The sequence below is a fragment of the Actinoplanes lutulentus genome (assembly GCF_003259845.1).
Lineage (GTDB): Bacteria > Actinomycetota > Actinomycetes > Mycobacteriales > Micromonosporaceae > Actinoplanes > Actinoplanes lutulentus.
Map to the genome: position 1 here is coordinate 174,339 of NZ_QLMJ01000014.1, position 23,592 is coordinate 197,930.

Consider the following 23,592-nt stretch of genomic DNA (forward strand, 5'->3'; position numbering starts at 1 on the left):
GCCTCGGCAGGCGTTTCTGGCGTACCGCGTCGGCAACGCTGTCACGGTGACTCGCCTCGTGATCGCGACCTGAGTGAGTCATTGCCGTGACGCCCGCGCCCGCCCTATCCCGATCTTGTGCGGTTGCGCCGCTCGGCCGACCACAAACTCACAAGGTCCGCGGGGTGTGAGCGGTAGTTGCTCTCGTTGAATGCCTCGGGTTGCTGTGGCCGCCGCGCCTCCTGCAGATCTTGAGCGATTGTTGACGCCCCGCTGTAGAAAATCGCTCAACATCGCGGGCTGCCGCCGGGCCGGGCCGGACGATGCGGCGTGCGGCGCGGGCGTGCGGCGCGGCGTGCGGCGCGGGGGTGCTGCGCGGTGTGGGCGTGCGCGGTGTCGGGGTGCGGTGCGGGGTGGGGGTTTGGTGGTTGCTCTGGGGGCTGCGTTGTGAGACTGTTCTAGAACAGTGGAGTTCTAGAACTGTGGGGGTGGGTTGTGTCGGAACTTGTGTTGCCTTCTGGTGGGGTCATGGTGGAGCCGGGGGAGCTCGGGCGCTTTGGGGACTACGGCGGCCGGTTTGTACCCGAGTCGCTGATTCCGGCCTGTGCTGAGCTTGAGGAAGCGTTCCGGGACGCCTGGGCTGACCCGCGTTTTCGCCGTGATCTGGATCGGCTGCTGACTGTTTATGCCGGTCGGCCTACCGCGCTCACCCCGGCCTGGCGGCTGTCGGCCGAGCTCGGGATCAACGTGCTGCTCAAGCGCGAGGATCTGGCGCATACCGGCTCTCACAAAATCAACAATGTGCTCGGGCAGGCGCTGCTGGCTCAGCGGATGGGTAAGACCCGGCTCCTCGCCGAGACCGGGGCCGGGCAGCACGGTGTGGCTACCGCGACCGCCGGTGCGCTGCTCGGGCTCGGAGTCACGGTCTACATGGGAGAGAAAGACATCGAGCGGCAGGCGCTCAACGTCTATCGGATGAAGATGCTCGGCGCCGAGGTCGTGCCGGTCACCGGTGGCAGCCGCACGCTCAAGGACGCCACCAGCGAGGCTCTGCGGCAGTGGGTCACCTGTGTCGACGAGGCCCACTATTGCCTCGGTTCGGTGATGGGGCCTCACCCGTACCCATGGATGGTTCGTGAATTTCAGCGGGTCATCGGCGATGAGGCTCGGGGGCAGTGCGCGGCCGAGCTGAGCGCCGGGATTCCGGATTTTGTCGTCGCCTGCGTGGGTGGCGGGTCGAATGCGGCGGGGACGTTCGCTGGGTTCGCGGACACGAACGCGCGGCTGATCGGGGTGGAGGCTGCTGGTGGGGCGGCGGTGGCCTCGGGGCAGACCGGTGTGCTGCACGGGTTCCGGTCGTATCTGCTTCAGGACGAGAACGGGCAGGTCAGCGAGGCGCATTCGGTCGCGCCGGGGCTGGATTACCCGGGTGTCGGGCCGGAGCACGCGTACCTCAACGACATCGGGCGGGCCCGGTACGTCATGGTCGGCGACGACGAGGTTATTCCGGCTGTGCACCGGCTTGCGCGTACCGAAGGGATCTTGCCGGCTCTGGAGTCGGCGCATGCGATCGCGTGGGTGATCCGCGCGGCCGAATCCGGTGAGTTGCCGCCGTTCTGCACGGTCCTCGTCACGCTCTCCGGCCGAGGTGACAAGGACGTCGCGACCCTGATGGAGGCGTCATGAGGAAGAAGATGCTGGTCCCCTATCTGACCGGTGGGATCCGGCCGGACTGGACGCGGTACCTGGAGGAGTACGAACGCAGCGGAGCGGACGCGATCGAGATCGGGTTGCCGTTCTCCGATCCGATTCTGGACGGGCCGACGATCCAGGAGGCTTCCGATCTCGCGCTGAGCCGTGGAGCCACTGTCGCCAAGATCCTCGATGATTTGACCGATATAAAGATAAATATCCCGCTGATTGCGATGACCTACTACAACCTTGTCCTCCACAAGGGAGCCGATCGCTTCTGCGCGGAACTCGCCGCGGCCGGCATCAGCGGCCTCATCGTGCCGGACCTTCCCCTCGACGAGGCCGGCACGCTCTCCGAGGCGGCGATCAAGCATGGCGTCGACCTCACCCTGCTGGCCTCGCCGGTCACCGCACCCGACCGGCTCGCCGAGATCGCTTCCCGCAGTCGCGGCTTCGTCTACGCGATCTCCGTCATGGGTACGACCGGCGAACGTGACCAGGTGGCCGACGCCGGCATCAAGCTCGCCGGGGAGCTGCGGAAACTCACCGACCAGCCGATTCTGCTGGCTTTCGGGATCTCCCGGCCGGAGCATGCGGCCGCCGCGGCCGAGGTCAGTGACGGCGTGGTGATCGGTGCCGCCCTGATGCGGAAGATCCTCGACGGTGGGGACCCGGAGGAGATGGGTGCCGTCCTCAGCGAGTTCCGGAGAGCCCTCGATACTGTGACGGTCTGAAAAGGGATCGTGACAGGAGGACCATGGCGGATCGGGTGCCGGCCTATCAGCGGATCGCCGCCGACCTGGCTGAGAAGATCCGCGGCGGCGTTTACCGGCCCGGCGACGCGTTGCCGGCGCAGCGGGAGCTCAGCGCCAGTTACGGCGTGACGCTGATGACGCTGCGCCAGGCCCTCCAGCAGCTCACGAACGAAGGACTGATCGTCCAGCAGGCCGGCCGGGGCACCTTTGTGACCCCGGCGCAGGCCGCTTATCGGGTGGACACGCTGCGCAGTTTCGTCGAGGACCTGCGGGAACAGGGCCACGAGGTGACGACAGTGGTTCTGAACAACGCGGGCGGCGTCCTGGAACGGCTCCGGATCCTGGACGGCCGTCCGGCGATCCACCAGACGTCCAAGATCGCGGCCCCCGTGGACGTTAAAAGGGAAGATTTCCGATATATCTCGCTTTATGAAGCTCTGGACAAGGCGGGCGTGACCATCGCCAGAGCCTCCGAACGGATCGTGCCGGGCCTGCTTCCCGCCGAGAGTGCCGTCCATCTGGAGCGAGAGACCGGCAGCCCGATCTTCGTCAGCGAACGCACCACCTTCGGCATCAACGAGGAGATCCTGGTCGAGGACCGGGCGATCATCCTCGGCGATCTCCTGGAGATCCGTGCGGAGCGGGCCGCCACCCGCCTCTCACTCCAGTGGGGAAGCTCAGTCGACCTGGGGCAGTGACGGGCCCAGGACGTCGTCGGCGTCGACGATCTTGTACGCGTACCCCTGCTCAGCCAGAAACCGCTGCCGGTGCGCCGCGTACTCGGTGTCGATCGTGTCCCGGGAGACGACCGTGTAGAAGTGCGCCTGCCGCCCGTCGCCCTTGGGCCGCAGCACCCGGCCGAGCCGCTGTGCTTCCTCCTGCCGGGAGCCGAACGTGCCGGAGACCTGGATCGCCACTGCCGCCTCGGGCAGGTCGATCGAGAAGTTGCCGACTTTCGACAGGACCAGCGTCCGCAGCGAACCGTCCCGGAACGCGTCGAAGAGGCGTTCCCTCTCCTTGTTCGTCGTGGAGCCCTGCACGATCGGGGCATCCAGGTATTCGCCAAGCTCGTGCAGCTGGTCGAGGAAACCGCCGATGACCAGGATCTGCTCGTCCGGGTGCTTTTCGATCAGGGCTTTCACCACTGGCAGTTTCGTCCGGGCGGACGCCGCCACCCGGTAACGCTCCTCGGCCTCTGTCACCGCGTACGACATGCGCTCCGCGTCGGTGAGGGTGACCCGGACCTCGACGCACTCGGCCGGTGCGATCCAGCCCTGCGACTCGATGTCCTTCCACGGCGCGTCGTAACGCTTGGGGCCGATCAGCGAGAAGACGTCGCCCTCGCGGCCGTCCTCGCGAACCAGCGTGGCGGTGAGGCCGAGCCGGCGGCGGGCCTGCAGGTCAGCGGTGAACCGGAAGATCGGCGCGGGCAGCAGGTGCACCTCGTCGTAGATCACCAGGCCCCAGTCGCGGGCGCCGAAGAGGTCCAGGTGGGTGAAGGCGCCGCCCCGGCGTGACGTCAGCACCTGGTACGTCGCGATGGTGACCGGGCGGATCTCCTTGCGCTCGCCGCTGTACTCGCCGATCTCGTCCTCGGTGAGCGAGGTGCGGGCCACCAGCTCGCGTTTCCACTGCCGGCCGGCGACCGTGTTCGTCACCAGGATCAGCGTGGTGGCCTTCGCGGTCGCCATCGCGGCCGCGCCGACAAGCGTCTTGCCGGCGCCACAGGGCAGCACCACGACCCCGGAGCCACCCGCCCAGAAGCCGTCCACCGCTTCCTGCTGGTAGGACCGCAGCGTCCAGCCGTCCTGTGCCAGGTCGATCTCGTGCGCCTCGCCGTCCACGTAACCGGCCAGGTCCTCCGCCGGCCAGCCGAGCTTGAGCAGCGCCTGCTTGAGGCGGCCGCGCTCGGACCCGTGCACCGCGATCGTCTCGTCGTCGATCCGGTTGCCGAGCATGCCGGCCAGCTTCTTCGATTTCGCCACCTCGACCAGCACGATCCGGTCGAGGCCGCGCAGCACCAGGCCGTGCACCGGGTCGTTGACGAGCTGGAGGCGGCCGTACCGATCCATCGTCTCGGCGATGTCGACAAGCAGCGCGTGCGGCACCGGGTACCGCGAGTATTTGATCAGGGCGTCGACCACGCTCTCAGCGTCGTGGCCGGCTGCCCGGGAGTTCCACAACCCGAGCGGGGTCAGCCGATAGGTGTGCACGTGCTCCGGCGAGCGTTCCAGCTCGGCGAAGGGTGCGATCGCCATCCGGCACGCTTGCGCGTCGGGATGGTCCACCTCCAGAAGCAGGGTCTTGTCCGACTGCACGATCAGTGGTCCGGAGCTCACTCGTACACCTTCCGTACTGCGGAAAAGCCGACCCTCCAGTCTGCCACGGAAATTGAGTGCAACATTCCAGAGCTCTCGAGCGTGTATAGATTGCCGGGCCGTGTGCGAATACGGGGGTGCACGGCCCGGCAGAAACAGCTCACTCCTCGGTGACCGCCGCGGTGATCCGATGCAGGGCGAACGTGTGCAGGCTCTCGCCTCGCTCGTCCTCGGCACGGAGATATCCCGCGCTTATCGAGACGGGTTTGACCAGGCGGGACAGGGTGGCGCCGTGCGAGTCCACGTACCCGACCCAGACCTTGACCTTGTCCCGGACCGCCTGCTGAAGCACCGCCATGGCCTGGCTGTGCTGCTGCACCGCGGTGAGTCCCGGCACTGCCTGGCCCTGCGCCGCGCGGACGGTCACCGGCGCGCGCCGCGCCGCGCGCGTCGCGATGTCGCCGCGGCGGAGTTGTTCAACCACGCCAGCCAGTCGCGGTCCAGCCAGGAGAGGCGGCCCCAGCGGTTCGGCGATTCTTGGGGTACGGCTTGGCGCCCGCCGAGCCTTGGGCCGGGTGAGCACCATCGTGCCCCCGGCGTCCTCGGCGACCGGGGCATAGCCGGCGTCCCGCAGCGCGCCCAGCAGCCGGGCCACCGGACGCGGGCTGACCAGTACGGTCGGCGCGATCCGGCGCAGGTCGACCGGGATCAGCCGCTTGTCGCCGAGCACCTCGGTGAGCAGCGCCTCGTCGTCGCTGCGCAGGTATGACCCGGCGGATCCGCTGCGCAGGCCGCCGTGCTTACGGGCGGTGTCGTCGATCAGGTACGTCAGCGTCTGCGGCACCGGCGTCCGGGACCGGCGGCGGAACAGGGTGTGCAGGTCGTCGGCGCGGTACCCGATGTCGAGGGCACGCCGCACGCTCGCCGGTGTGACCCGGAACACGCTCGCGCCACCGGCTGACTCCGGCTCGGCGACCGCGTCCAGATCGGCGGCGAGCTCCGGTTCCGGCGGCCCGGGCACCACCACTGTCAGGTCGGCCTGGACCAGCAGATGGTCGACCGGCGCGGGCAGCATCACGTCCAGGGCGCGCACGGCGTCGGCCGGGGCCTCCGCCGGGTGCAACCCCAGCGGGTCGGTCTCGTCCGCCTCCGGATCGGCCAGGAGCAGCCGAGAGTACGACGTGACGGCGTTCAGCCCGGTCACACCGAGCAGCGCCGCCCCGAAGTACGCGTCCCGGTGCGCCACCTCCCGGCCCCGCGACCGCCGTGGCGTCTGCCAGGCGAGCAGCGCGAGCAGGTCGTCGACCGAGGGCGCGGCGCCCTGCTCCAGGTCGGCCAGGGCGTCCAGCGCCTCCCGCCGGGCCTGCGGCGCGCCGGCCCGCTCGGCGTCCGGCGCGAGCGGGTTGATCGGGCGGTCCCGCTCGTCGCGGCGGCCGACCAGGCCGGGCTGCCGGGTCATCGCAAGCCAGGACCGGACCAGCGTGGCCCATCGGGTCGCCACGCCGGTGGCCCGCCACAGGTCGTACGCCCCGGTCGGCAGGAACACGTCCTGAGCAGCCCCGTTGGTGCTGCGGGCGTTCACCTCGGACTCGCCGAGCAGGCCGGACGCGTACGCGATCTCGATCAGCAGGGCGGCGCCGGGCTCGTCGACACCGGCGGCCTTGGCGAGCCGTTTCAGGTCGCGTACGCCCAGGCCACCGGCGCGGAGCACCGGAGCGGCTTCGGCGGCGAGCGCTTCGAGGATCGCCTCGGTGGCGCGTACCGCCTCCATCACCTGGCCGGCGCCGGCCGAGTCGGCGGCCTTGCGGTCGCGAACCGGTGCGTCCGGCAGCGGCGGGAACGGGCGCAGCGCGCCGAGCGGCCCGGTGTCGCGGCGCAGCAGCATGCCGACCTCGCGGGGTAGCTCGACCAGCTCGCCGTCCGGGCGCGGCGCGCGGCCGGCCTCCGAGACCGGGACCAGGATGTGCTGGTCGACGAGCCAGCGAACGGGCTCGGCCGTGTCGATCGCGGTCCGGGAAAGTGCCCCGATCGGGGGACCCACGGCCAGTCGGTCGAGCACGGCGCGGGCCGCCGCGGGCGCGGCGAGCACGGTGCGCCGCAGTTTCGCCCGGTCGGCGCAGAGGGCGCCGGCGGCCGGGTCCAGGAAGTCGGCCGGCCGGCCGAGACCGGCCGGGTACGGCGAGGTGACCTCGTCGACCGCTCCGACCACCTGCAGCGCCTCGGGTGGGCCGTGCAGCAGGAATCGGACGCGGAGGCGCTCGATCGCGGCTTTCACGTCCTCGGGATCGACCCCGTCGGTGAGCGTGAGAACCGCGTCGACCGAGGTCAGCGCGGTGTCGGTAGCACGGCTCAAGCGAGCCGCGTCCAGGATCAGCAGGGTGAACTCGTCCAGCCCGTCCAGGCAGCGGGCGACCGAGTTACGCGACTGTGCGCGTACAGCGAGGGCCGAGATGTCGGCGGGCACCGGCACGACGAGGTCGGGGCGCAGCTGGATGAGCGCGCCCAGGGCGTCGTCGGGCAGCGACCGTAGTTGATCGGCGAATGTGGTGGCCATCGTCTTCAACGCTAACGTTCATGGGACGATAGTGGTGGGTCCGGGCGTGGCCGGACCCCGATCTGAGGAGGACTCAAGGTGGCGTCGAAGGCCAAGCCGGGTGCTCAGGTGCCCGTCAAGGAGCACAGCGGCCCTCGTGGTGTGGACATGAAGGGTCAAATGCACGTTTCCGAGCTGATTTCCGACCGGGCCGCGGCCCCGTCGCCGTTCGGTGACGACCAGACCTTCCCGCTGCCGGTGGAGAACCTCACATACCAGCCGCACGTGGCGAAGAACTCCGGGCACTGATCCGGCCCGCCTCCTCGACCTGGACACCGACACTGAACGGCCACTGACCGGAGTCGGACCCTGCTGCTGGGTGAGATTGCAGTTGGGTCCGAGCCCGCGTCTGGATAGCCTTGCCGTGAGCAGTTGTGTCCATTGAGTGAAGTTGAGGTCAGCGGTGCCCACGGGTCGAGTGAAGTGGTACGACGCGGCTAAGGGATTCGGGTTCGTCACCAGTGATGAGGGCGGCGACGTGTTCCTGCCCAAGGGTTCGCTGCCGACCGGGGTCACCGAGCTGAAAACCGGTCAGCGGATCGAGTTCGGCGTGGTCGACAGCCGCAAGGGCGCGCAGGCGCTCGGTGTGACGCTGTTGGAGGCCCCGCCGTCCGTTGCCGAGCTGCGCCGGCGCCCGGCGGACGAGCTTGCCAGCATGATCGAAGACATGATCAAGGTCCTGGAGAGCTCGGTGCAGCCGTCATTGCAGCGCGGCCGGTACCCGGACAAGAAGACCGCGCTGAAGATCGCACAGCTGGTGCACGCGGTCGCACGCGAGTTCGAGGTTTAGACGAACGGCTTCACAGCAGGCGTCAGACCCGCCGCCGCCGCACGCCCGAGCAGGGCGTCAGCGGCGGCGAGTCCGTCTCTGCCCAGATCAAGGGTGAACTCGTTGACGTAGAGCTCGATGTGCTGCCGCACCACGTCCGGCTCCATCTCCTGCGCGTTGGCGAGGATGAAGTCGTAACTGGCGGCCGGGTCGAGCCAGCCCTGGCGCAGCGACGCCCGGATCCACTCGGTGGCCTCCGCCGGGTCGACGGTGCCTTTCTTGGCGAGGATCGCACCGAGCGGGATCGGCAGGCCGGTGTCGGTCTCCCACCACTCGCCGAGGTCGGCCAGGGCGGTCAGACCGAACCGCTGGTAGGTGAAGCGGGCCTCGTGGATGACCAGGCCGGCGTCGAAGCGGCCCTCGGCCACGCCCGGCATGATCTCGTGGAACGGCACGACCTCGATGTGGGCCGGCGGGTGACCCGCGGACCAGAGGCGGAAGAGAAGGTACGCCGTGGTGCGGTCACCGGGCACCGCAACGGTCTTGCCGGTGAGGTCGTCCAGGGGTTCCCGGGCGAGCACGAGCGGGCCGCAGCCACGGCCGAGCGCTCCGCCGCAGTGCAGCAGTTCGTAGTCGTCGAGCAGCCAGGGCAGGGCCGCGTAACTCACCTTGACCAGGTCGAACCGGCCGTCGAGCGCCGCCGTGTTCGTCACGTCGACGTCGGCGAAGGTCAGATTTACCGGCGGTGCGCCGGGCACCTGCCCGTGGATCAGAGCGTGGAACACAAAAGTGTCGTTCGGGCACGGCGAGACCGCCAGAGAAAGCTCCACGAGCCTCACGCTAGCCGCGTCGGCGGCGAAGCGCTCGTTACGGCGCCTGTCTAGCTCCCCACACCCCGGGGTGCACTGAGGAAAAAGATTCGCGTTTACATCTGGATCTAAGCCGTGACAATTCTTACACTCCGCTTTGTTGGATCATTTGATCGATCAAAGGGGGTGTCCCGTGGCCCGGTTCCGCTCCACCGCTGCGGGCGTCCTGGTGCTCGGCCTGGTAGGTGGGCTGCCCGCGCCCGCCGCCATGGCTGCGACCTGGACGTCTGCAACCGATCTCGAGGGTGCGTGTGTCACCCTCCAGACCTCGAACGGTTACGTCTTCAAGGACAGCGTCGGGTACGGGTACACGAGCACCGCGTCGAAGGCGGAGAAGTTCCGCTTCGAGGCCACCCAGCTCGGCCGGTACGCGATCCGGGACTCGACCAGCGCCCCGATCTATCAGAGCGTGGTCAGCTGGATCTGGGCCGGAGCCGATTACGGCGACCGCGCCGACTGGACCGCCACCGTCTCCGAGGGCAAGTACAAGTTCACCTCGACCGCCACCGGTCAGCAGATGGGCGTCTACCTCGGCGGGCTGGGTGCGGGCAGTTCGACGTACACCCTCACCGCGGCGAGTGGTTGTGCCGCTAACCCGGACATCGCCACCGGCGTCACCGGGACACCGGCTGCCGGAGTGGACTCCAGCGGCAAGCTCGTCGGCTGGATCGACGCCCACGCGCACGTCACCGCTGCCGAGGCGTTCGGTGGATCACTGCACTGCGGTGACCCGTACGCATCGGGGGGTGTGACCGTGGCACTGAAGGGCTGTGCGTCGCACGGGACGCTCGGCTGGGGCGCGCTGCTCGAAGCGATCATCGCGGGCACCGACCCGATCAACTCGGCCGAGGACGGCTGGCCGACGTTCGGCGACTGGCCGCAGAACGACACGATGCTGCACGAGGCGTCGTACTTCCGCAGCCTGGAACGGGCCTGGAAGTCCGGCCAGCGGGTGCTCAACGTGCTGCTCGTGGCGAACCGGGTGATCTGCGAGCTGACGCCGGAGCACACCTCCTGCAACGAGATGGACCAGATCCGCGCGCAGGCAACGTACCTGAAGAAGATGCAGGACTATGTGGATGCCCGCAGCGGCGGGCCGGGCAAGGGCTGGTTCCGGCTGGCGAAGACCCCGGCCGAGGTACGCGCGATCGCCGCGACCGGCAAGCTGGCCGTCACGATCGGCGTGGAGAACTCCGAGCTGTTCGGCTGCCGGGAGATCAAGGACGTCCCGCAGTGCACCACCGCCGACATCGACGCCGGGCTGGACGAGCTGGAGGCTCTCGGCGTCAGCGGCATGTACCCGGTGCACAAGTTCGACAACGCGTTCGGCGGCACCCGGTTCGACGAGGGTGTGACCGGCGCCGCGATCAACGTGGGTCAGCTGCTCTCCAGCGGCCACTGGTGGACCGCGACCAGCTGCACCGGCCCGTCCGACAACGAGCAGCCGCTGGTCAGCGATGACATCACCAAGCTCCTCCAGCTCGGCGTCGGCCTGCCGGCCGGAACGATCCTTCCGGTGTATCCGAGCGGCAAGATCTGCAACACCCGTGGCTTGACCTCGCTGGGGTCGTACCTGATCAAGGAAATGATCGAGCGCGGCATGATCATCCACATCGACCACATGGGTGTTAAGACCGCGCAAGCGGTCCTCGACATCGCCACGCAGGCCGGATATCCGGGTGTCACCTCGGTGCACACCTGGTCGGACCCGACCATCGTGAATCGCATCCTCGGCCTCGGTGGCTTCGTCGCCAGCTACGCGTTCGCGGCCAGCGACGACGGCCAGGACACCGGGACCTTCCTCGACGAATGGCGCGCCCACCAGGCGCTCACCAACGCTTCGAAGATCACCGGGTACGGGGTCGGCACTGACGTGAACGGGCTGGGCCCGCAGGCCGCCCCCCGCCTGAACGCCGGGTCCAGCCCGCTCACCTATCCCTTCACCGCGACCAATGGCACTACCGTCGCCAAGCAGGTGTACGGGACACGCACCTTCGACCTGAACACCGACGGTGTCGCCCAGTACGGCCTGTACGCCGACTGGATCACCGACCTGATCAACCAGTCCGGCTCCGACGCCACCAAGCTGCGCAAACAGCTGCTGAGTGGTGCTGAGGCGTACACCGTGATGTGGGAAAAGGCTCGCCTGTGACGCTCGTCGACATACCGGTCCGCCGCCGCTGGATGACCGCCTATGGCTTGGCCATGGTCGGGGTGGCGGCGGGCTGGTTCGGCCCGATCCAGATCCTGCTCCCGGAGCAGGCGGCCCGGCTCGCCGGTGAGGACGGCAAGGAGGCGCTTCTCGCCTTCGTGACCGCCTGGGGCGCCGCCGTGTCGATGGTGGCGAACCCGCTCTGGGGCATCCTCTCCGACCGGATCGGGTCACGGCGTCTGCCGATCTTCCTGGCCGGCACCGTGGTCGGCATCGCCGGCCTGCTGGTGCTGGCCGGGGCGGACACCCGGTCCACCATGGTCATCGGCTGGTGCCTGGTGCAGGCCGGTCTCAACGGGCCGCTCGCCGCGCTGGCCGCGATGATCGGTGACCGGGTGCCGGAACGGCAGCGCGGCACGGTCGGCGCGATCTTCGGGGTGGCGCAGATCGTCGGGGTGGTGCTCGGCACCGCCGTGGCGGTCGCTGTCGGCCAGGGCGCGCCGGGTTACATCGCGGTGGCGATCGCGGTGCCGGCCTTCGGCGCGGCGCTCTTGATCATGCATCGCGACGGCCCGGTCTCGCGGGCCGAAACCAGCAAGATCAAGTGGTCCGTCATTACCAGACCGGGCGGCCAATTCGCCTGGGCCTGGGTCATCCGGTTCCTGCTGAACCTCAGCAACGCGCTGGTCCTGGTCTACCTCTTCTACTACCTGTCGGACTCCGTCGGTGTCGCCGACCCGGCCCTCTGGGTGCTGATCCTGACCGTGGTCAACGTGCTCTTCGCCGGCATCGTCGGCGGTTTCGGCGGCGTCCTCTCCGACAAGTGGGTACGCCGCCGCATCTTCGTCGCCGCCGCCGCGGTGATCATCGCGGCCGGGAGCACGGTGCTGGCCCTGGTACCCCTGACAGCCGTCGTGATCGTTGCTTCGGCGCTGGTCGGGGTGGGCTGGGGTGCGTACATCGCGGTGGACATGGCGGTGATCACGCATGTGCTGCCGGACGCCGAGACCCGCGCCACGATGCTCGGCGTCGCCAACATCGCCGGCACCCTGCCCCAGCTGATCGCTCCGGTGATCGCCGCGCCGATCGTCACCGGGCTCGGCGGTTATCCGGCTCTGTACCTGCTCACCGGGGGCGCCGCGCTGCTCGCGCTGGCGGCGCTGCCGCGATTGAAAGCACTTCCGTAAGAAAGGGATCGTCTTGTACCCACAGTTCCCACCTGGCTTCCGGTTCGGCATGTCGACCTCGGCCTATCAGATCGAGGGCACCCAAGGCCTGCCCCCGAGCATCTGGGACACGTTCGCGGCCCGGCCGGGCACGATCCGGCACGGCGAGGACGCCCGGGTCGCGATCGACCACGTCAACCGGTACGCCGAGGATGTCGGGCACATCGCCGCCGCCGGGACGCACGACTACCGGTTCTCGTTCTCCTGGCCGCGAGTCCTCTCCGGAGGGATCGATTTCTACGACCGGCTCGTCGACGCGCTTCTCGAAGCCGGCGTGCGGCCGGTACCGACGCTGTACCACTGGGACCTGCCGCAGAGCCTGGAGGACGCCGGCGGCTGGATGAACCGGGACACCGCGCACCGGCTCGCTGATTACGCCAGCACGCTGGTCCTGCGCCTCGGCGACCGGGTCCGCGACTGGATCACGCTGAACGAGATGAACGTCCACACCCTGTACGGGTACGCGCTCACCGACCACGCCCCCGCCCGTGGCCTGGGCCTGGAGGCGCTGCCCGCGGCACACCACCAGTTGCTCGCGCATGGCCTGGCGGTGCAGGTGCTCCGGACCCACGGGGCCGCGACGGTCGGTGTGGCGAACCAGCACTTCCCGGTCATCCCGGCCAGCGACGACCCGGCGGACCTGGGCGCGGCAGGCCTTTTCGAGGACCTGACGAACTGGACGTTCTCCGATCCGATCCTGCGCGGCGAGTACCCGAACGAGATGATCGCGGCCGGCATCGGCGTCGGTGGCGCGCAGCTCGACCGGGACCTGGAGCTGATCCGGGCCCGGCTCGACTTCTACGGGGTCAACTACTACGAGCCGACGATGATCGAGGCGCCGCGGGCCGGCAAGGATTACTCCGGCGTGCTGGAGGTGGACATCCCGGACGGCCTGCCGTTCTCACCGGTGCCGGTGAAGAGCGACGAGCGTACCGATTTCGGCTGGTCGATCGTGCCGTCGGCGCTCACCGAGATCTTGGTGAAGCTGAAGGAGCGTTACCCGCAGCTGCCGCCGGTGATCATCACCGAGAACGGCGCGTCCTTCCACGACAGCCCGCCGGACGCGGAGGGCCGGGTACGGGACGAGCGGCGGATCTCCTACCTGGATGCTCACCTGCGTGCGGTTGCGGCCGTCGCTGAAGAAGTCGACGTGCGGGGCTATTACGTGTGGTCCGCGCTGGACAATTTCGAGTGGGCCGCAGGCTATGACGAAAGATTCGGACTCATTTACGTCGACAAATCAGACTTGACGCGAACCCGCAAGGACTCCTGGCACTGGTACAAGGAAGTCATCGCGGCTCAGCGCCGCAGCTGATCCACGAACTGGGTGGCGAGGCGGGACAGGCGCTCGGCGCGGCCCTCCTCGGCCCACCCGTCGACCAGGCTGAGCAGCGTGCTGCCCTCGACCAGGATGATGAAGTCGTCGATCACGGCCTCGTCGTCCACCCCGGCGCGCAGCTCACCCAGCTCCCGCGCCTCGCGCAGACAGTTGATCAGGTGCACCCGGATCTCCTGGTGCGACCGGCGGCGGGACTCGGCGAGCCCGGGATGGGACAGGGCGGCACCGGCGAACGCGACGTTGACGTGGGCGTCGGCGGCCCGCTCCTCATCCAGCGGCAGCACCGCTTCCAGCGCGGCGCGCAGACCGTCGAGTCCGAAGAGGTCGCCACCTATCCGGAAGGCGCGCTCCACGATCCGGTCGTAGACCGCCTTCTGTGCGGCGACCAGGATGTCGTCCTTGCCGCCCAGGAAATGCGCGAGGACGCTCAGCGAGCAACCCGCCTCGTCGGCGATGGCCCTGGTCGTGGTGCCCTCAACACCGCGGACGCGAACCACTCGCCAAGCGGCGGCGAGCAACTCGGCCCTTCTGAGATCGCGGTCGACCAGCCTCGGCACGCGGCAAGCTTAGCCAGCGCTTTTGACAACCGGCTCGTCGACCGCGAGATGACGCAGCCGGCGAGCCAGCGGCAACGTCAGAATTACCGCGACGACCGGGATCAGGAACGCGATCTGAAGGCCGATCGGCTCGGAGAGCGCGCCGAGCAGAACCGCACCGAGAAGCGCGCCGCCGTAGTTGAAGAGGTTCACCTTGGCGATCACCTCGTCGCTGTTCTCGGCCGCTGCCTCGCCGGCCGCGCTGAACGCCAGCGGGACCAGCACACCCACCCCGATGCCGGCGATCGCGAAGCCGGCCACCGCGGCGCCGATCGACGGCAGCGCCGCCACCAGCCCGCAGCCGACGCCACAGACGGCCAGGCCGCCCAGGGCGACCGCGAGACGGCCGGCCCGGGGCATCACGTGGTCGGCGACGAGGCGGCTCACCAGGACGGCCGCCTGGTAGGCCGCGTAACCCAGCGGAGCCACCGCGGAGGCGGCGTTCAGGCTGTCGTGCAGGTAGACCGAGCTCCAGGTGCTGATCGCCGAGTCCACCAGGAAAGCCGTGAAGATCAACATGCCGCAGACCAGCACGATCGGGCGGATCGCACGGCCGCCGTGCGCGTGCACGGCCGCCGCTCGCAGCGTCCGGCCGGGCTCGAAGGCGCGCCAGCCGATCACGCCGATCACCGCGGCGAACACGGCCGCCACGCCGACCGCCAGCTCGGCGCCCGCGCCGATCCGGAGCACACCGGACATCAGCAGCGCCGCCGCGATGGCGGCCGCCGTGTACGCCGCGAAGAGCCTGCTCATCACACTGCGCCCGAGCCGGGCCTGCACCAGCACACCCTGCATGGACAGCGACGCGTCGACCGCGCCGAGACCGACGCCGTAGGTCAGCAGGATCACCGCGAAGACCGCGTTCGGCGTGGTGATGGTCGCGCCGGCCAGCCCCGCCGCGACGACCAGCAGGCCGGAGGCCAGGGCGTAACGGCTGCCCCAGCGGGACGCGATCTTGTCGGCCAGCACCGAACCGCCGGCCGCCGCGACACAGACCAGCAGCAGGATCGCCGAGACGAACGTGTCGTCGATGCCCTGCCGGTCCTTGAACGTGGGCAGAGCGGTCACCACAGCCGCGTAACCGAGGCCCTGAGCCGCGTAACCAGCGCCGATCAACCGGGCTCTCGCCGCGGCCGTCATCCCGGTGCCGCCCACGTCTGTCATCGCGCCTCGCATGGTGAAGGGTGAGCGGCCGTCAATCGGTTGTCAGCGCAGCATGCCGTTCCCAATGTTCAACAGCAATAACTTCCCGGTAAAGGAATCGGACAAGATTCAGAGGAGGGTCGTCAATGCCGGAGCTGCGGCGCGCAGGGCGGCGAACGCGTCGGCCAGGCGCCACGCGGCCCGGTCCCGCGGTCCCACCGGGTTGGAGATCGTCCTCAGCTCGGCGAACGGCACTCCGGCGCCGAGAGCCGCGCTCGCCACGCCGTACCCCTCCATGGCCTCCGCGACCGCCTGCGGGAAGCGCGCCGCAAGCCGGTCCGCGGTCGCCTGCGTGCCGGTGACCGTGCTCAGCGTCAGCACGTCACCGACGAGCGCCGCCGGAAGCGCCTCGCTCAGCGCCTTGACCAGCGCCGGGTCGCACTCCAGCACGCTGCTGCCGAAACCCAGTTCCTCCACCGGCAGGAATCCGTCCGGTGTCTCGGCGCCCAGGTCAGCGGCGATGCTGCGGGTCGCGAGAACGGTCCCGCCGACGGGCGCGCGCCCGGGGAACCCACCGGCGATGCCCGCACTGATCACCGCGCGGTAGTTGCCGGTGGCGAGCAGCCGCGCGGTACCGGCCGCGGCCGCTGCCGGACCGACGCCTACGGCGCCGACCACGATCAGATCACTGTCGAGACCTGGGCGGATCGCTTCGGCCTCGGCGGTCACCGCGGTCACCACCAAGATTTTGTACGCGTTCACGAGTCCTCATCGTTCGCCGGATCGGCGTTCCGGACGGCGTTTCCGGAGCTGGACGGCCGGTAGACGTGGAATCCGGGCGGCGCACCGGCACCGGACGGCCGGGCCTGGGGAGTGCCGCTGCCGTCGCCGCCCCGATAGCGGACCGTCGGCCGCTCGGCCTCGTCGAGATCTGGCCCGTTCGCTTTCACCTGTGGTTCCGGGGCGGGCACGACGACCGGCTCCGGCTTTTTCCGGCCCCGCCGCCATCGGCGCCCGGTGTCGCGCTGTGCGGGCGTCTTGGTGATCGGCGCCGGCTCGGGGTCGGCCCACGGGTCGACGGCCTCCATCACGGGCCCACGGGGTGTGTCCTCATCCCGTACCGAAGGAGAAGGGTGACCCAGCAGGCGCTCGTTGTGCAGGCGGGTTGCCGCCCACGCGGCGCGCGCCGCGGCAAGCACCGCGAGCAGCGCGGCGAGCGCGATCCCCATCCGTCCGGGAAGCGGGATGATGCCGAGGCCGCCGCCGGCCACCCAGGCCAGCATCAACGCGGTCTCGGAGTGCGCGAAGGCGGTGGCCCGCTGCTTCTCCGGCACGCGTTCCTGGATGCTGGCGTCGACAGCGAGTTTCGCGATCCCGCTGAAGATCGCGGTGAGCAGGGCCAGCAGGGTGACCATCGCGAGGTTGTAGAAGATCGTGGTGAGCACCGCGACGCCGGCGGTCACCACCAGGCCGCTGGACTGCAGCGCGAGCGGGCGGCGGATGCGCAGACCGGTCCCGGCGGCGGTGGAGAGGAACGTGCCGATCGCGAGCGCGCCGCCGACCACACCGACCGCGGCGCCCCGGCTCATCTCGAAGCCGATGAACGAGCTGGGCAGGTCGTTCCCCATGATCGCGAAGGTGAGGAAGAGCAGCAGGAATCCGTAGAGAAGGCGCAGGCTGGAACTGCCGATCAGGCTCGCCATCACCAGGCGCTCGGCGAGCGGGCGGCCGGTGCCGGCGGTGCGGAAGACGGCGCGCCAGGGACGCGGCATCTCCTCCGGCGGGTCGGAGTCGGCGCGTGGCGGCAGGCGCAACGCGATCACCACGCCGACCATGAAGATGATCGTGGCGACCCGCAGGGGCCACTGTGGCCCGAACTTGAATGCGAGCAGGCCGATCGGGGCCACCAGAATGCCGGCGAACGTGCCGTAGACGCTGGCCCGGGCGCCCACCTGGGACAGTCCCACCCCGGCCGGGAGAAGGCGTGGCACGGCCGCCGATCTGGCCACGCCGTAAGCCCTGGAGAACGCCAGCACCGCGAACGCGGCCGGGTACAGCCCCCAGCCGAGCAGGTTGTCCGACATCACGTAGGCCAGGAACGCCCGGCCCAGCATCGTGGTGGCCAGGGCGTAACGCCGGCCGTGCCGGAAATGGTCCAGCAGCGGGCCGACCACCGGGGCGAGCAGCGCGAACGGCACCATCGTGATGAGCAGGTAGAGCCCCACCTTGCTGCGGGCCTCGCCGAGCGGGACGCTGAAGATCGTCCCGGCGAGTCCGATCGCGATGAGCGCGTCACCGGCGCAGGAGATCGCGTGCAGGTCGAAGAGCCGGATCATGCCGGTTTCGTTGGCGGCTCCGCGCGCCCGGGCAGTGCCGACCCGGCGGGTGGCCCAGGCACTGCCGCGCACCGAGCCCCGCACCACCAGACGGAGTGCCTTCACGCCGGTGCCGACGGTGCGTCCGAGTGTGGGAAGCAGCGGCATGACAACCATCCTGACTGATGTTCACCCGCGGGTATATGGGGACTCATTGCGGGCCACCCGGTTCGGTAGGCAACAATGGGTCGGTGACCTCCAGGACCGCCGCCCGCAGTGCCCGACTCGACCAGGTCTGTGCCGATGCCGTCGGGGTGGCTCGTGGTGCCATCACCGATGTGGACGCGGACGACGTCGGTGATCACCTTGAGGCGGTCGCCGAGGGCGACCGCGTGGTCACCCATTTCTTCGAAAGTCATCTGGACGGCTACAAGGGCTGGCGGTGGGCCGTCACGGTCACCCGCGTCCCGCGCAGCCGGCACGTGACGATCTGCGAGACGGTTCTGCTGCCCGGCCCCGACGCGCTGCTCGCGCCCGGCTGGGTGCCGTGGAACGAGCGGGTGCAGCCCGGCGACCTCGGTGTCGGCGACCTCATGCCGACCGCGCCCGACGACGACCGCCTCGCTCCGGGCTATGTGCTCAGCGACGACGCCGCTGTCGAGGAGGTCTCCTGGGAGCTCGGCCTCGGCCGGTCCCGGGTGATGTCCCGCGAGGGCCGCATCGAGACCGCCCAGCGGTGGTACGACGGCGACGCCGGCCCGGAAGCGCCGATCTCCACGGCCGCGCCGCGTAACGCGCGCTGCGGCACCTGCGGGTTCTACCTGCCGCTCGCCGGTTCGATGCGCCCGATGTTCGGCGTCTGCGGCAACCTGTACGCGCCGGACGACGGTCGTGCGGTCGCCGCCGATCACGGTTGTGGCGCGCACTCCGAGGCGCTGCTCACGACGGCTGAGCAGCCGGTCGAGGAGCTGCCGACGGTGTACGACGACAGTGAGGTCGAGTCCGTGGCGGTCAGCCGTGGACACGGTTCGGTGGAGTCGGGCGAGCCGGCCGAGGATTACGGCCACAGCTGAGGTTCAGCTGTCTTCGTTCAGCCGGTAACGGTGAATTCCGGGTGCGTGAGCACCCGGCGGTGCTTGCGGCCCCGGTCGTGGACGACCATCGTCAGCGTGCCCGGAATGCCCCAGATGAGCCCGGCGAAAGTGATCTCGACCCAGTGATCGGGCGCGCCTGCCAGCCAGGTGACCAGGAGGGCGACGGCGAAAGCGGCCACGCCGGCCAGGGCGAACGGCAGCATCGGCGGGTCCAGCGGCTCGGGCCGGGGTTTAGTCCCGACGACAGCATCTAGGGTTTTTGCGGTTTTTGTAACGTCCGGGGCTTTCGTGGCGGGCGACAGGTCACTCACTCCGTCAGGGTACGACCATTACGGACCGCAACGGCGCAGCACGTGAGAGTTGTAACATCACTCCGCTTTTGCCGAGGTCAGCAGGTTCTGGCAGCATGCGCGCGTCCCCTCATGAGTGATACCCCCGAAAGGGCCACATATGTCCAGCGCCCCTGAACCTGTCACCGGGTCCCTTAACAAGTTCGACCGGTTCTTCGAGATAACCGCCCGCGGATCGACCCTCAGCCGGGAGATCCGCGGTGGCATCGTCACGTTCTTCACGATGGCGTACATCGTCGTGCTGAACCCGCTGATCCTCGCCGGTGGTGTGGACTCCACCGGTGCGCACCTGCCGATCGCCGCGCTTGCCGCCGGCACCGCGCTGGTCGCCGGCCTGATGACCATCCTGATGGGCGTGGTGGCCCGGTTCCCGCTGGCACTGGCCGCGGGTCTCGGCGTCAACGCGCTGGTGGCGTACGAGATCGCGCCGGAGATGACCTGGGCCGACGCGATGGGCCTGGTCGTCATCGAGGGTGTGCTGATCGCGATCCTGGTGCTGACCGGTCTGCGTACCGCGGTGTTCCGCGCGGTGCCGACCCAGCTGAAGACCGCGATCGGCGTGGGCATCGGCCTCTTCCTGATGATCATCGGCCTGGTCGACGCCGGGTTCGTGCACCGGGTGCCGGACGCCGCCAACACCACCGTCCCGGTCGAGCTCGGCCTCGGCGGCAAGCTGATGACCTGGCCGACGCTGGTCTTCGCGATCGGCCTGCTCTTCACGCTGGTCCTCTTCGTCCGCAAGATCAAGGGCGCCATCCTGATCGGCATCCTCGGCACCACGGTCCTGGCGATCATCGTCGAGGCGATCGCTGGTGTCGGCTCGGTCGTCACCAACCCGCACGGCTGGTCGCTCAACGTCCCGACGCTGCCCGACAAGATCATCGACACGCCGGACCTCTCGCTGATCGGGCAGTTCAACGTGCTCGACTCGTGGTCCACGGCGGGCTGGCTGGTCGTGCTGATGTTCGTCTTCACGCTGCTGATCACGGACTTCTTCGACACGATGGGCACGATGGTCGCGGTCGGGCAGGAGGGTGACCTGCTGGACGCCGAGGGGATGCCGCCGCGTACCCGGGAGATCCTGCTTGTCGACTCGGTCGCCGCCGCTGCCGGTGGTGCCGCCAGCGTCTCCAGTAACACCTCGTACGTGGAGAGTGCCTCCGGTGTCGGCGAGGGTGCGCGTACCGGTGTGGCCAGCCTGGTGACCGGCGTGCTGTTCCTGGTCGCGATGTTCTTCGCGCCGCTGGTCAAGGTCGTGCCGTTCGAAGCCGCGTCGACCGCGCTCGTGGTGGTCGGCTTCCTGATGATCACCACGGTCACGAAGATCGACTGGACCGACTACACGATCGCGGTGCCGGCGTTCCTGACCGTGACGCTGATGCCGTTCACGTACTCGATCTCCAACGGCATCGGGGCCGGGATCATCTCGTACGTCGTACTGAAGGCCTTCACCGGCAAAGCGCGCGAGATCCACCCCATTCTGTACGGGGTCGCCGTCCTGTTCGTCCTGTACTTCGCCCGGGGTCCGCTCGAGGCCTGGGTGCTGTGATTACTGCTGGTTGATGATGCTGTCACCGGTGTGCGCTAGCGTGCCGGTGACAGTAGTCATACGTGTTAACTGATGTCGTTAGCCATGCTCATTAGCTAGGCTAAGTATCGTGATGGAGCGGGTGATGACGACGGAGCGCGCGGCAGCGGAACCGCTGGCGAAAACGCTGCGGGATGCGATCACCCGGCTCGGCCGCCGAGTCCGACAGGCCCGGCCGGTCGGTGACCTCACGTTCAGTCAGCTCTCCGCGCTGACCAGCCTCCAGCTGGCCGGTGCCCTGACTCCCCGTGAGCTCGCCGATGTGGAACGGGTTCAGCCACCGACGATGACCAAGATCGTCGGGAAGCTGGAGGACCGTGGGCTCGTCGCGCGTACGCCACACCCCACCGACGGGCGTCAGGTCATCCTGGCCGCCACCGAGCAGGGCAAAGCGGTGTACGCGCAGTACGAGCAGGCGCGCAACGAATGGCTGGCACAGGCTCTGGACCGTTTGAGCCCGGAAGAACGGGAAACCTTGGCAAGCGCGGCGGACATTCTCCAGCGCGTCGCCCGGGGCTGACTTCTCTGTTCTTGTCGTTCCGCTTCGTCACACGACGATGACGCGTACGACCGAACTCAGGGGGCCCTTTGAGCGCCATATTCCGGTCCTTGCAGGTCCCGAACTACCGCCTCTTCGCCGGCGGGCAACTGGTGAAGCTGATCGGCGTCTGGATGATGTTCACGGCCCAGGACTGGCTGGTGCTGGAACTCTCCGACAACTCCCCGAGCGCTTTGGGGATGGTGACCGCCCTTCAATTCGTACCCGTGATGCTTTTGACCCTGGTGAGCGGACGCCTGGCTGACCGTTACGACAAGCGCAAGTTGCTCGTAGCGGCGAATGCCGCGTTCGCGGTCTTCGCCGTAGCCTTCGCGGTACTGATCACCGCCGGGGTGGTCGAGCTCTGGCATGTGTACGTGTTCGCGCTGCTCCTGGGCATCGCGAACGCTGTGGAGACGCCTGTCCGGCAGTCGTTCGTCTCGGAACTGGTCGAGCTCCGGCTACTGCCGAACGCGCTCGCGTTGTCGGCCGCCACGTTCAACATGGCGCGGATCAGCGGTCCCGCTCTCGCCGGTGTTCTGCTCGCGGTGCTGTCCACGCCAGGGGTTTTCCTGATTTCGACGGTTCTGGCGATCGCGCCGGTCTTCACCTACATCCGGATGCGGCCCGCCGACCTTTACCGGTCGCCGCGGAAAAAGGGCGCGCCGGCCCGGGTCATCGATGGGCTGCGTTATGTGGGTAAGCGGCACGATCTGCTGCTTCCGATCGTGATGATGGCTGCCATCGGGATGATCGGCTTCAATTTCCCGGTCACGCTGGCGGCCCTGGCGAAGATTGACTTCAACGCCGGCCCGTCGACGTTCGGGCTGTTGACCACGTGTCTGGCCATCGGGTCGCTGGGTGGGGCGTTGGCGGGTACTCGGCGGCGGGCTCGGCCTGGGGTCTACCGGGTTATCGGGGCGGCTTTGCTGTTCGGGGTCTTCGAGTTCTTCGTAGGATTTTCCCCTAATTTCGTGACAGCCGCGCTTTTGCTAATCCCGACCGGCTTTTTCTCGATTTATCTGGCGCAAGGGGCGAATCATCGGGTGCAGATGGGGGTGGATCCCGAATTTCGTGGGCGGGTCATGGCCCTCTATGTGCTGGTCTTCCTGGGGACCACGCCGATCGGGGCCACGTTGTCGGGCTGGTGGGGTGAGAGGTTCGGCGTGCCGTCGAGCATCTGGGCCGCCGGCCTGGTGAGTTTCGTGGCGGCGGTGGGCGCGCTGGTGTGGCAGCTGCGGGCCAGCGGCGACCGGCTGGAGTTCCGGGGCCGGCGGGTGCGGCTGGTGCAGTCGGAGTCGTCGCTGGAGGCGTCAGCTTCCGAGGGTCTGCACGATGGTGGCGGGGCCGAGGCGGACAGTGTGATTCGCCCGCGTCAGAGGGCGCGAGCCCACGCCGAGCCGAGCACTCCCTCCGGTCCGGTAGCCCGAGTCTGAGGCTTTCGCGCCTTTTGCGTACTTGTGCAGGGCTTCGACTTTGGCAGTTCCGCTCCACCAAACGGGTATTCCGGCCCGCACCGCCAGCGCCTAGCGTCGAATCGTGGCGACTGTGCACATTGCTGTGCTCTCGGCGGCGCTCTCGGCGTTGCTGATGCTGCCGTGCGCCGCCGCGGTCCTCGACCCGGGCACGCGCCGGGTGCGCCGCCTGCTGACCCGCAGCGGCCGCCAGGAGCTGCGCTCCCTGCGCAACCTGGACCAGACCCTCAAACTCCGCGATCCGGTCACCCCGAGCGGCGCTCCTTCGATAGAGCAGCTTGCGTACGACCTACGCCGCCTCGACAAACAGCGCCGCAGCGGCCCGACGCGCTGCTCAGAGGTGTGGATGGCCGCGGTCTTGAGTGCTTATGACGCTCGGCTTCAGCTGGCTTGCCGCCGTTTGGGCGTACCCGAGCACCTGCAGCCGCTGGAGGGCGTGGACCGCGAACTCGAACGCATGCGCCTCGAGTGCCAACTACACGCAGCCGGCCTGGCCCTGAACCACCACCACGACTGACCCACCCGGAGTCGGCGCCCCCCAACCCGAACCGTGTCGAGTTGAGGCGCAATCCGCACCCAAACTCAACACACACGCCGCGGATCCCCGGCCTGTGTCGACTTCGGGTGCGGTACGCACCTCAACTCAACACACACCGGCCAGGCGTGGTCGCCGACGCGTTGCATCGGACTCCGCCGACCGCGGGGCTCTGCCGGCCGCAGGGCTCCGCGGCCGCAAGGCGGGGCGGCCGCAAGGCGGGGCGGCCGTGGGGCGGGGCGGCCGTGGGGCGGGGCGGCCGTGGG

21 protein-coding genes are annotated in these 23,592 nt (G+C 69.0%); 13 read left to right on the forward strand and 8 right to left on the reverse strand.

What is annotated here, in order from left to right:
• The first annotated feature begins 507 nt into the window (after window positions 1-507).
• From trpB to B0I29_RS27650, 3 genes are read left to right on the forward strand one after another with little or no spacing between them, the layout of a single operon-like run.
• On the forward strand, window positions 508-1,665 hold the full coding sequence (gene trpB / locus B0I29_RS27640; protein ID WP_111652017.1) for a tryptophan synthase subunit beta: 1,158 nt from the start codon (window positions 508-510) through the stop codon (window positions 1,663-1,665).
• Complete coding sequence (gene trpA / locus B0I29_RS27645) at window positions 1,662-2,405, forward strand: tryptophan synthase subunit alpha (RefSeq protein ID WP_111652018.1); 744 nt, start codon at window positions 1,662-1,664, stop codon at window positions 2,403-2,405. Before trpB ends, trpA begins: the two co-directional genes overlap by 4 nt.
• A gap of 23 nt (window positions 2,406-2,428) precedes the next feature.
• A complete protein-coding gene (locus B0I29_RS27650) occupies window positions 2,429-3,124 on the forward strand; it encodes a GntR family transcriptional regulator (RefSeq protein ID WP_181557995.1) in 696 nt (231 codons plus the stop codon).
• On the opposite strand, the gene B0I29_RS27655 is transcribed toward B0I29_RS27650, so the two are convergent.
• The gene (locus B0I29_RS27655; protein WP_111652019.1) at window positions 3,104-4,765 is read right to left on the reverse strand and encodes a DNA repair helicase XPB; all 1,662 of its coding nucleotides are present in this window, start codon (window positions 4,763-4,765) and stop codon (window positions 3,104-3,106) included. The two genes, B0I29_RS27650 and B0I29_RS27655, sit on opposite strands and share 21 nt — an antisense overlap.
• A 139-nt stretch (window positions 4,766-4,904) precedes the next feature.
• Entirely contained in the window at window positions 4,905-7,298 is a 2,394-nt protein-coding gene (locus B0I29_RS27660; RefSeq protein WP_111652020.1) for a helicase-associated domain-containing protein, read from the reverse strand.
• A 159-nt stretch (window positions 7,299-7,457) separates the two neighbouring features.
• On the opposite strand from B0I29_RS27660, the gene B0I29_RS47525 reads away from it, so the two are divergent.
• Both B0I29_RS47525 and B0I29_RS27670 read left to right on the forward strand, forming a co-directional pair.
• Window positions 7,458-7,586, forward strand: a complete 129-nt coding sequence (locus B0I29_RS47525; protein WP_281270914.1) for a hypothetical protein — start codon at window positions 7,458-7,460, stop codon at window positions 7,584-7,586.
• Between the two features lie 154 nt (window positions 7,587-7,740).
• Window positions 7,741-8,127: a cold-shock protein gene (locus B0I29_RS27670; RefSeq protein ID WP_111652022.1), complete on the forward strand. Its 387-nt coding sequence runs from the start codon at window positions 7,741-7,743 to the stop codon at window positions 8,125-8,127.
• Here the strand turns inward: B0I29_RS27670 and B0I29_RS27675 are convergent.
• Window positions 8,124-8,936 carry a 1,4-dihydroxy-6-naphtoate synthase gene (locus tag B0I29_RS27675; protein ID WP_111652023.1) on the reverse strand — a complete coding sequence of 271 codons (813 nt, stop codon included), beginning with the start codon at window positions 8,934-8,936 and terminating at the stop codon, window positions 8,124-8,126. The genes B0I29_RS27670 and B0I29_RS27675 overlap by 4 nt on opposite strands.
• Before the next feature lie 172 nt (window positions 8,937-9,108).
• Between B0I29_RS27675 and B0I29_RS27680 the strand changes: the two genes are divergently transcribed.
• The 3 genes from B0I29_RS27680 to B0I29_RS27690 are packed head-to-tail and all read left to right on the forward strand — an operon-like array spanning window position 9,109 to window position 13,668.
• Window positions 9,109-11,127 (forward strand): amidohydrolase family protein, encoded by a 2,019-nt coding sequence (locus tag B0I29_RS27680; protein ID WP_111652024.1) that lies wholly within the window; start codon window positions 9,109-9,111, stop codon window positions 11,125-11,127.
• The gene (locus B0I29_RS27685; protein ID WP_245972771.1) at window positions 11,124-12,314 is read left to right on the forward strand and encodes an MFS transporter; all 1,191 of its coding nucleotides are present in this window, start codon (window positions 11,124-11,126) and stop codon (window positions 12,312-12,314) included. Before B0I29_RS27680 ends, B0I29_RS27685 begins: the two co-directional genes overlap by 4 nt.
• A 13-nt stretch (window positions 12,315-12,327) precedes the next feature.
• Complete coding sequence (locus tag B0I29_RS27690) at window positions 12,328-13,668, forward strand: glycoside hydrolase family 1 protein (protein ID WP_111652025.1); 1,341 nt, start codon at window positions 12,328-12,330, stop codon at window positions 13,666-13,668.
• Here B0I29_RS27690 and B0I29_RS27695 read toward each other — a convergent pair.
• From B0I29_RS27695 to B0I29_RS27710, 4 genes are all read right to left on the reverse strand, one after another.
• On the reverse strand, window positions 13,653-14,249 hold the full coding sequence (locus tag B0I29_RS27695; protein WP_111652026.1) for a TetR/AcrR family transcriptional regulator: 597 nt from the start codon (window positions 14,247-14,249) through the stop codon (window positions 13,653-13,655). The genes B0I29_RS27690 and B0I29_RS27695 overlap by 16 nt on opposite strands.
• Before the next feature lie 9 nt (window positions 14,250-14,258).
• Window positions 14,259-15,452, reverse strand: a complete 1,194-nt coding sequence (locus tag B0I29_RS27700; RefSeq protein WP_111652027.1) for an MFS transporter — start codon at window positions 15,450-15,452, stop codon at window positions 14,259-14,261.
• A 108-nt stretch (window positions 15,453-15,560) separates the two neighbouring features.
• Window positions 15,561-16,193: a futalosine hydrolase gene (locus B0I29_RS27705; RefSeq protein WP_111652028.1), complete on the reverse strand. Its 633-nt coding sequence runs from the start codon at window positions 16,191-16,193 to the stop codon at window positions 15,561-15,563.
• Window positions 16,190-17,923 carry an MFS transporter gene (locus B0I29_RS27710; RefSeq protein ID WP_111652029.1) on the reverse strand — a complete coding sequence of 578 codons (1,734 nt, stop codon included), beginning with the start codon at window positions 17,921-17,923 and terminating at the stop codon, window positions 16,190-16,192. The genes B0I29_RS27705 and B0I29_RS27710 overlap by 4 nt, the downstream gene beginning before the upstream one ends.
• Window positions 17,924-17,949: 26 nt before the next feature.
• On the opposite strand from B0I29_RS27710, the gene B0I29_RS27715 reads away from it, so the two are divergent.
• Window positions 17,950-18,819: a DUF3027 domain-containing protein gene (locus B0I29_RS27715; protein WP_111652030.1), complete on the forward strand. Its 870-nt coding sequence runs from the start codon at window positions 17,950-17,952 to the stop codon at window positions 18,817-18,819.
• Between the two features lie 17 nt (window positions 18,820-18,836).
• On the opposite strand, the gene B0I29_RS27720 is transcribed toward B0I29_RS27715, so the two are convergent.
• Window positions 18,837-19,151, reverse strand: coding sequence for a DUF2530 domain-containing protein (locus tag B0I29_RS27720; RefSeq protein ID WP_245972773.1), 315 nt, complete (start codon window positions 19,149-19,151; stop codon window positions 18,837-18,839).
• Window positions 19,152-19,290: 139 nt separating this feature from the next.
• Between B0I29_RS27720 and B0I29_RS27725 the strand changes: the two genes are divergently transcribed.
• The 4 genes from B0I29_RS27725 to B0I29_RS27740 all read left to right on the forward strand — a co-directional run bounded on the left by B0I29_RS27725 (window position 19,291) and on the right by B0I29_RS27740 (window position 23,308).
• Window positions 19,291-20,739, forward strand: coding sequence for an NCS2 family permease (locus tag B0I29_RS27725; protein WP_111652032.1), 1,449 nt, complete (start codon window positions 19,291-19,293; stop codon window positions 20,737-20,739).
• Window positions 20,740-20,863: 124 nt separating this feature from the next.
• Entirely contained in the window at window positions 20,864-21,298 is a 435-nt protein-coding gene (locus tag B0I29_RS27730; RefSeq protein WP_111652033.1) for a MarR family winged helix-turn-helix transcriptional regulator, read from the forward strand.
• 68 nt (window positions 21,299-21,366) lie between these two features.
• Complete coding sequence (locus tag B0I29_RS27735; protein ID WP_245972774.1) at window positions 21,367-22,752, forward strand: MFS transporter; 1,386 nt, start codon at window positions 21,367-21,369, stop codon at window positions 22,750-22,752.
• A 103-nt stretch (window positions 22,753-22,855) separates the two neighbouring features.
• Window positions 22,856-23,308, forward strand: coding sequence for a hypothetical protein (locus tag B0I29_RS27740; protein WP_111652034.1), 453 nt, complete (start codon window positions 22,856-22,858; stop codon window positions 23,306-23,308).
• The last annotated feature ends 284 nt before the right edge of the window (window positions 23,309-23,592 follow it).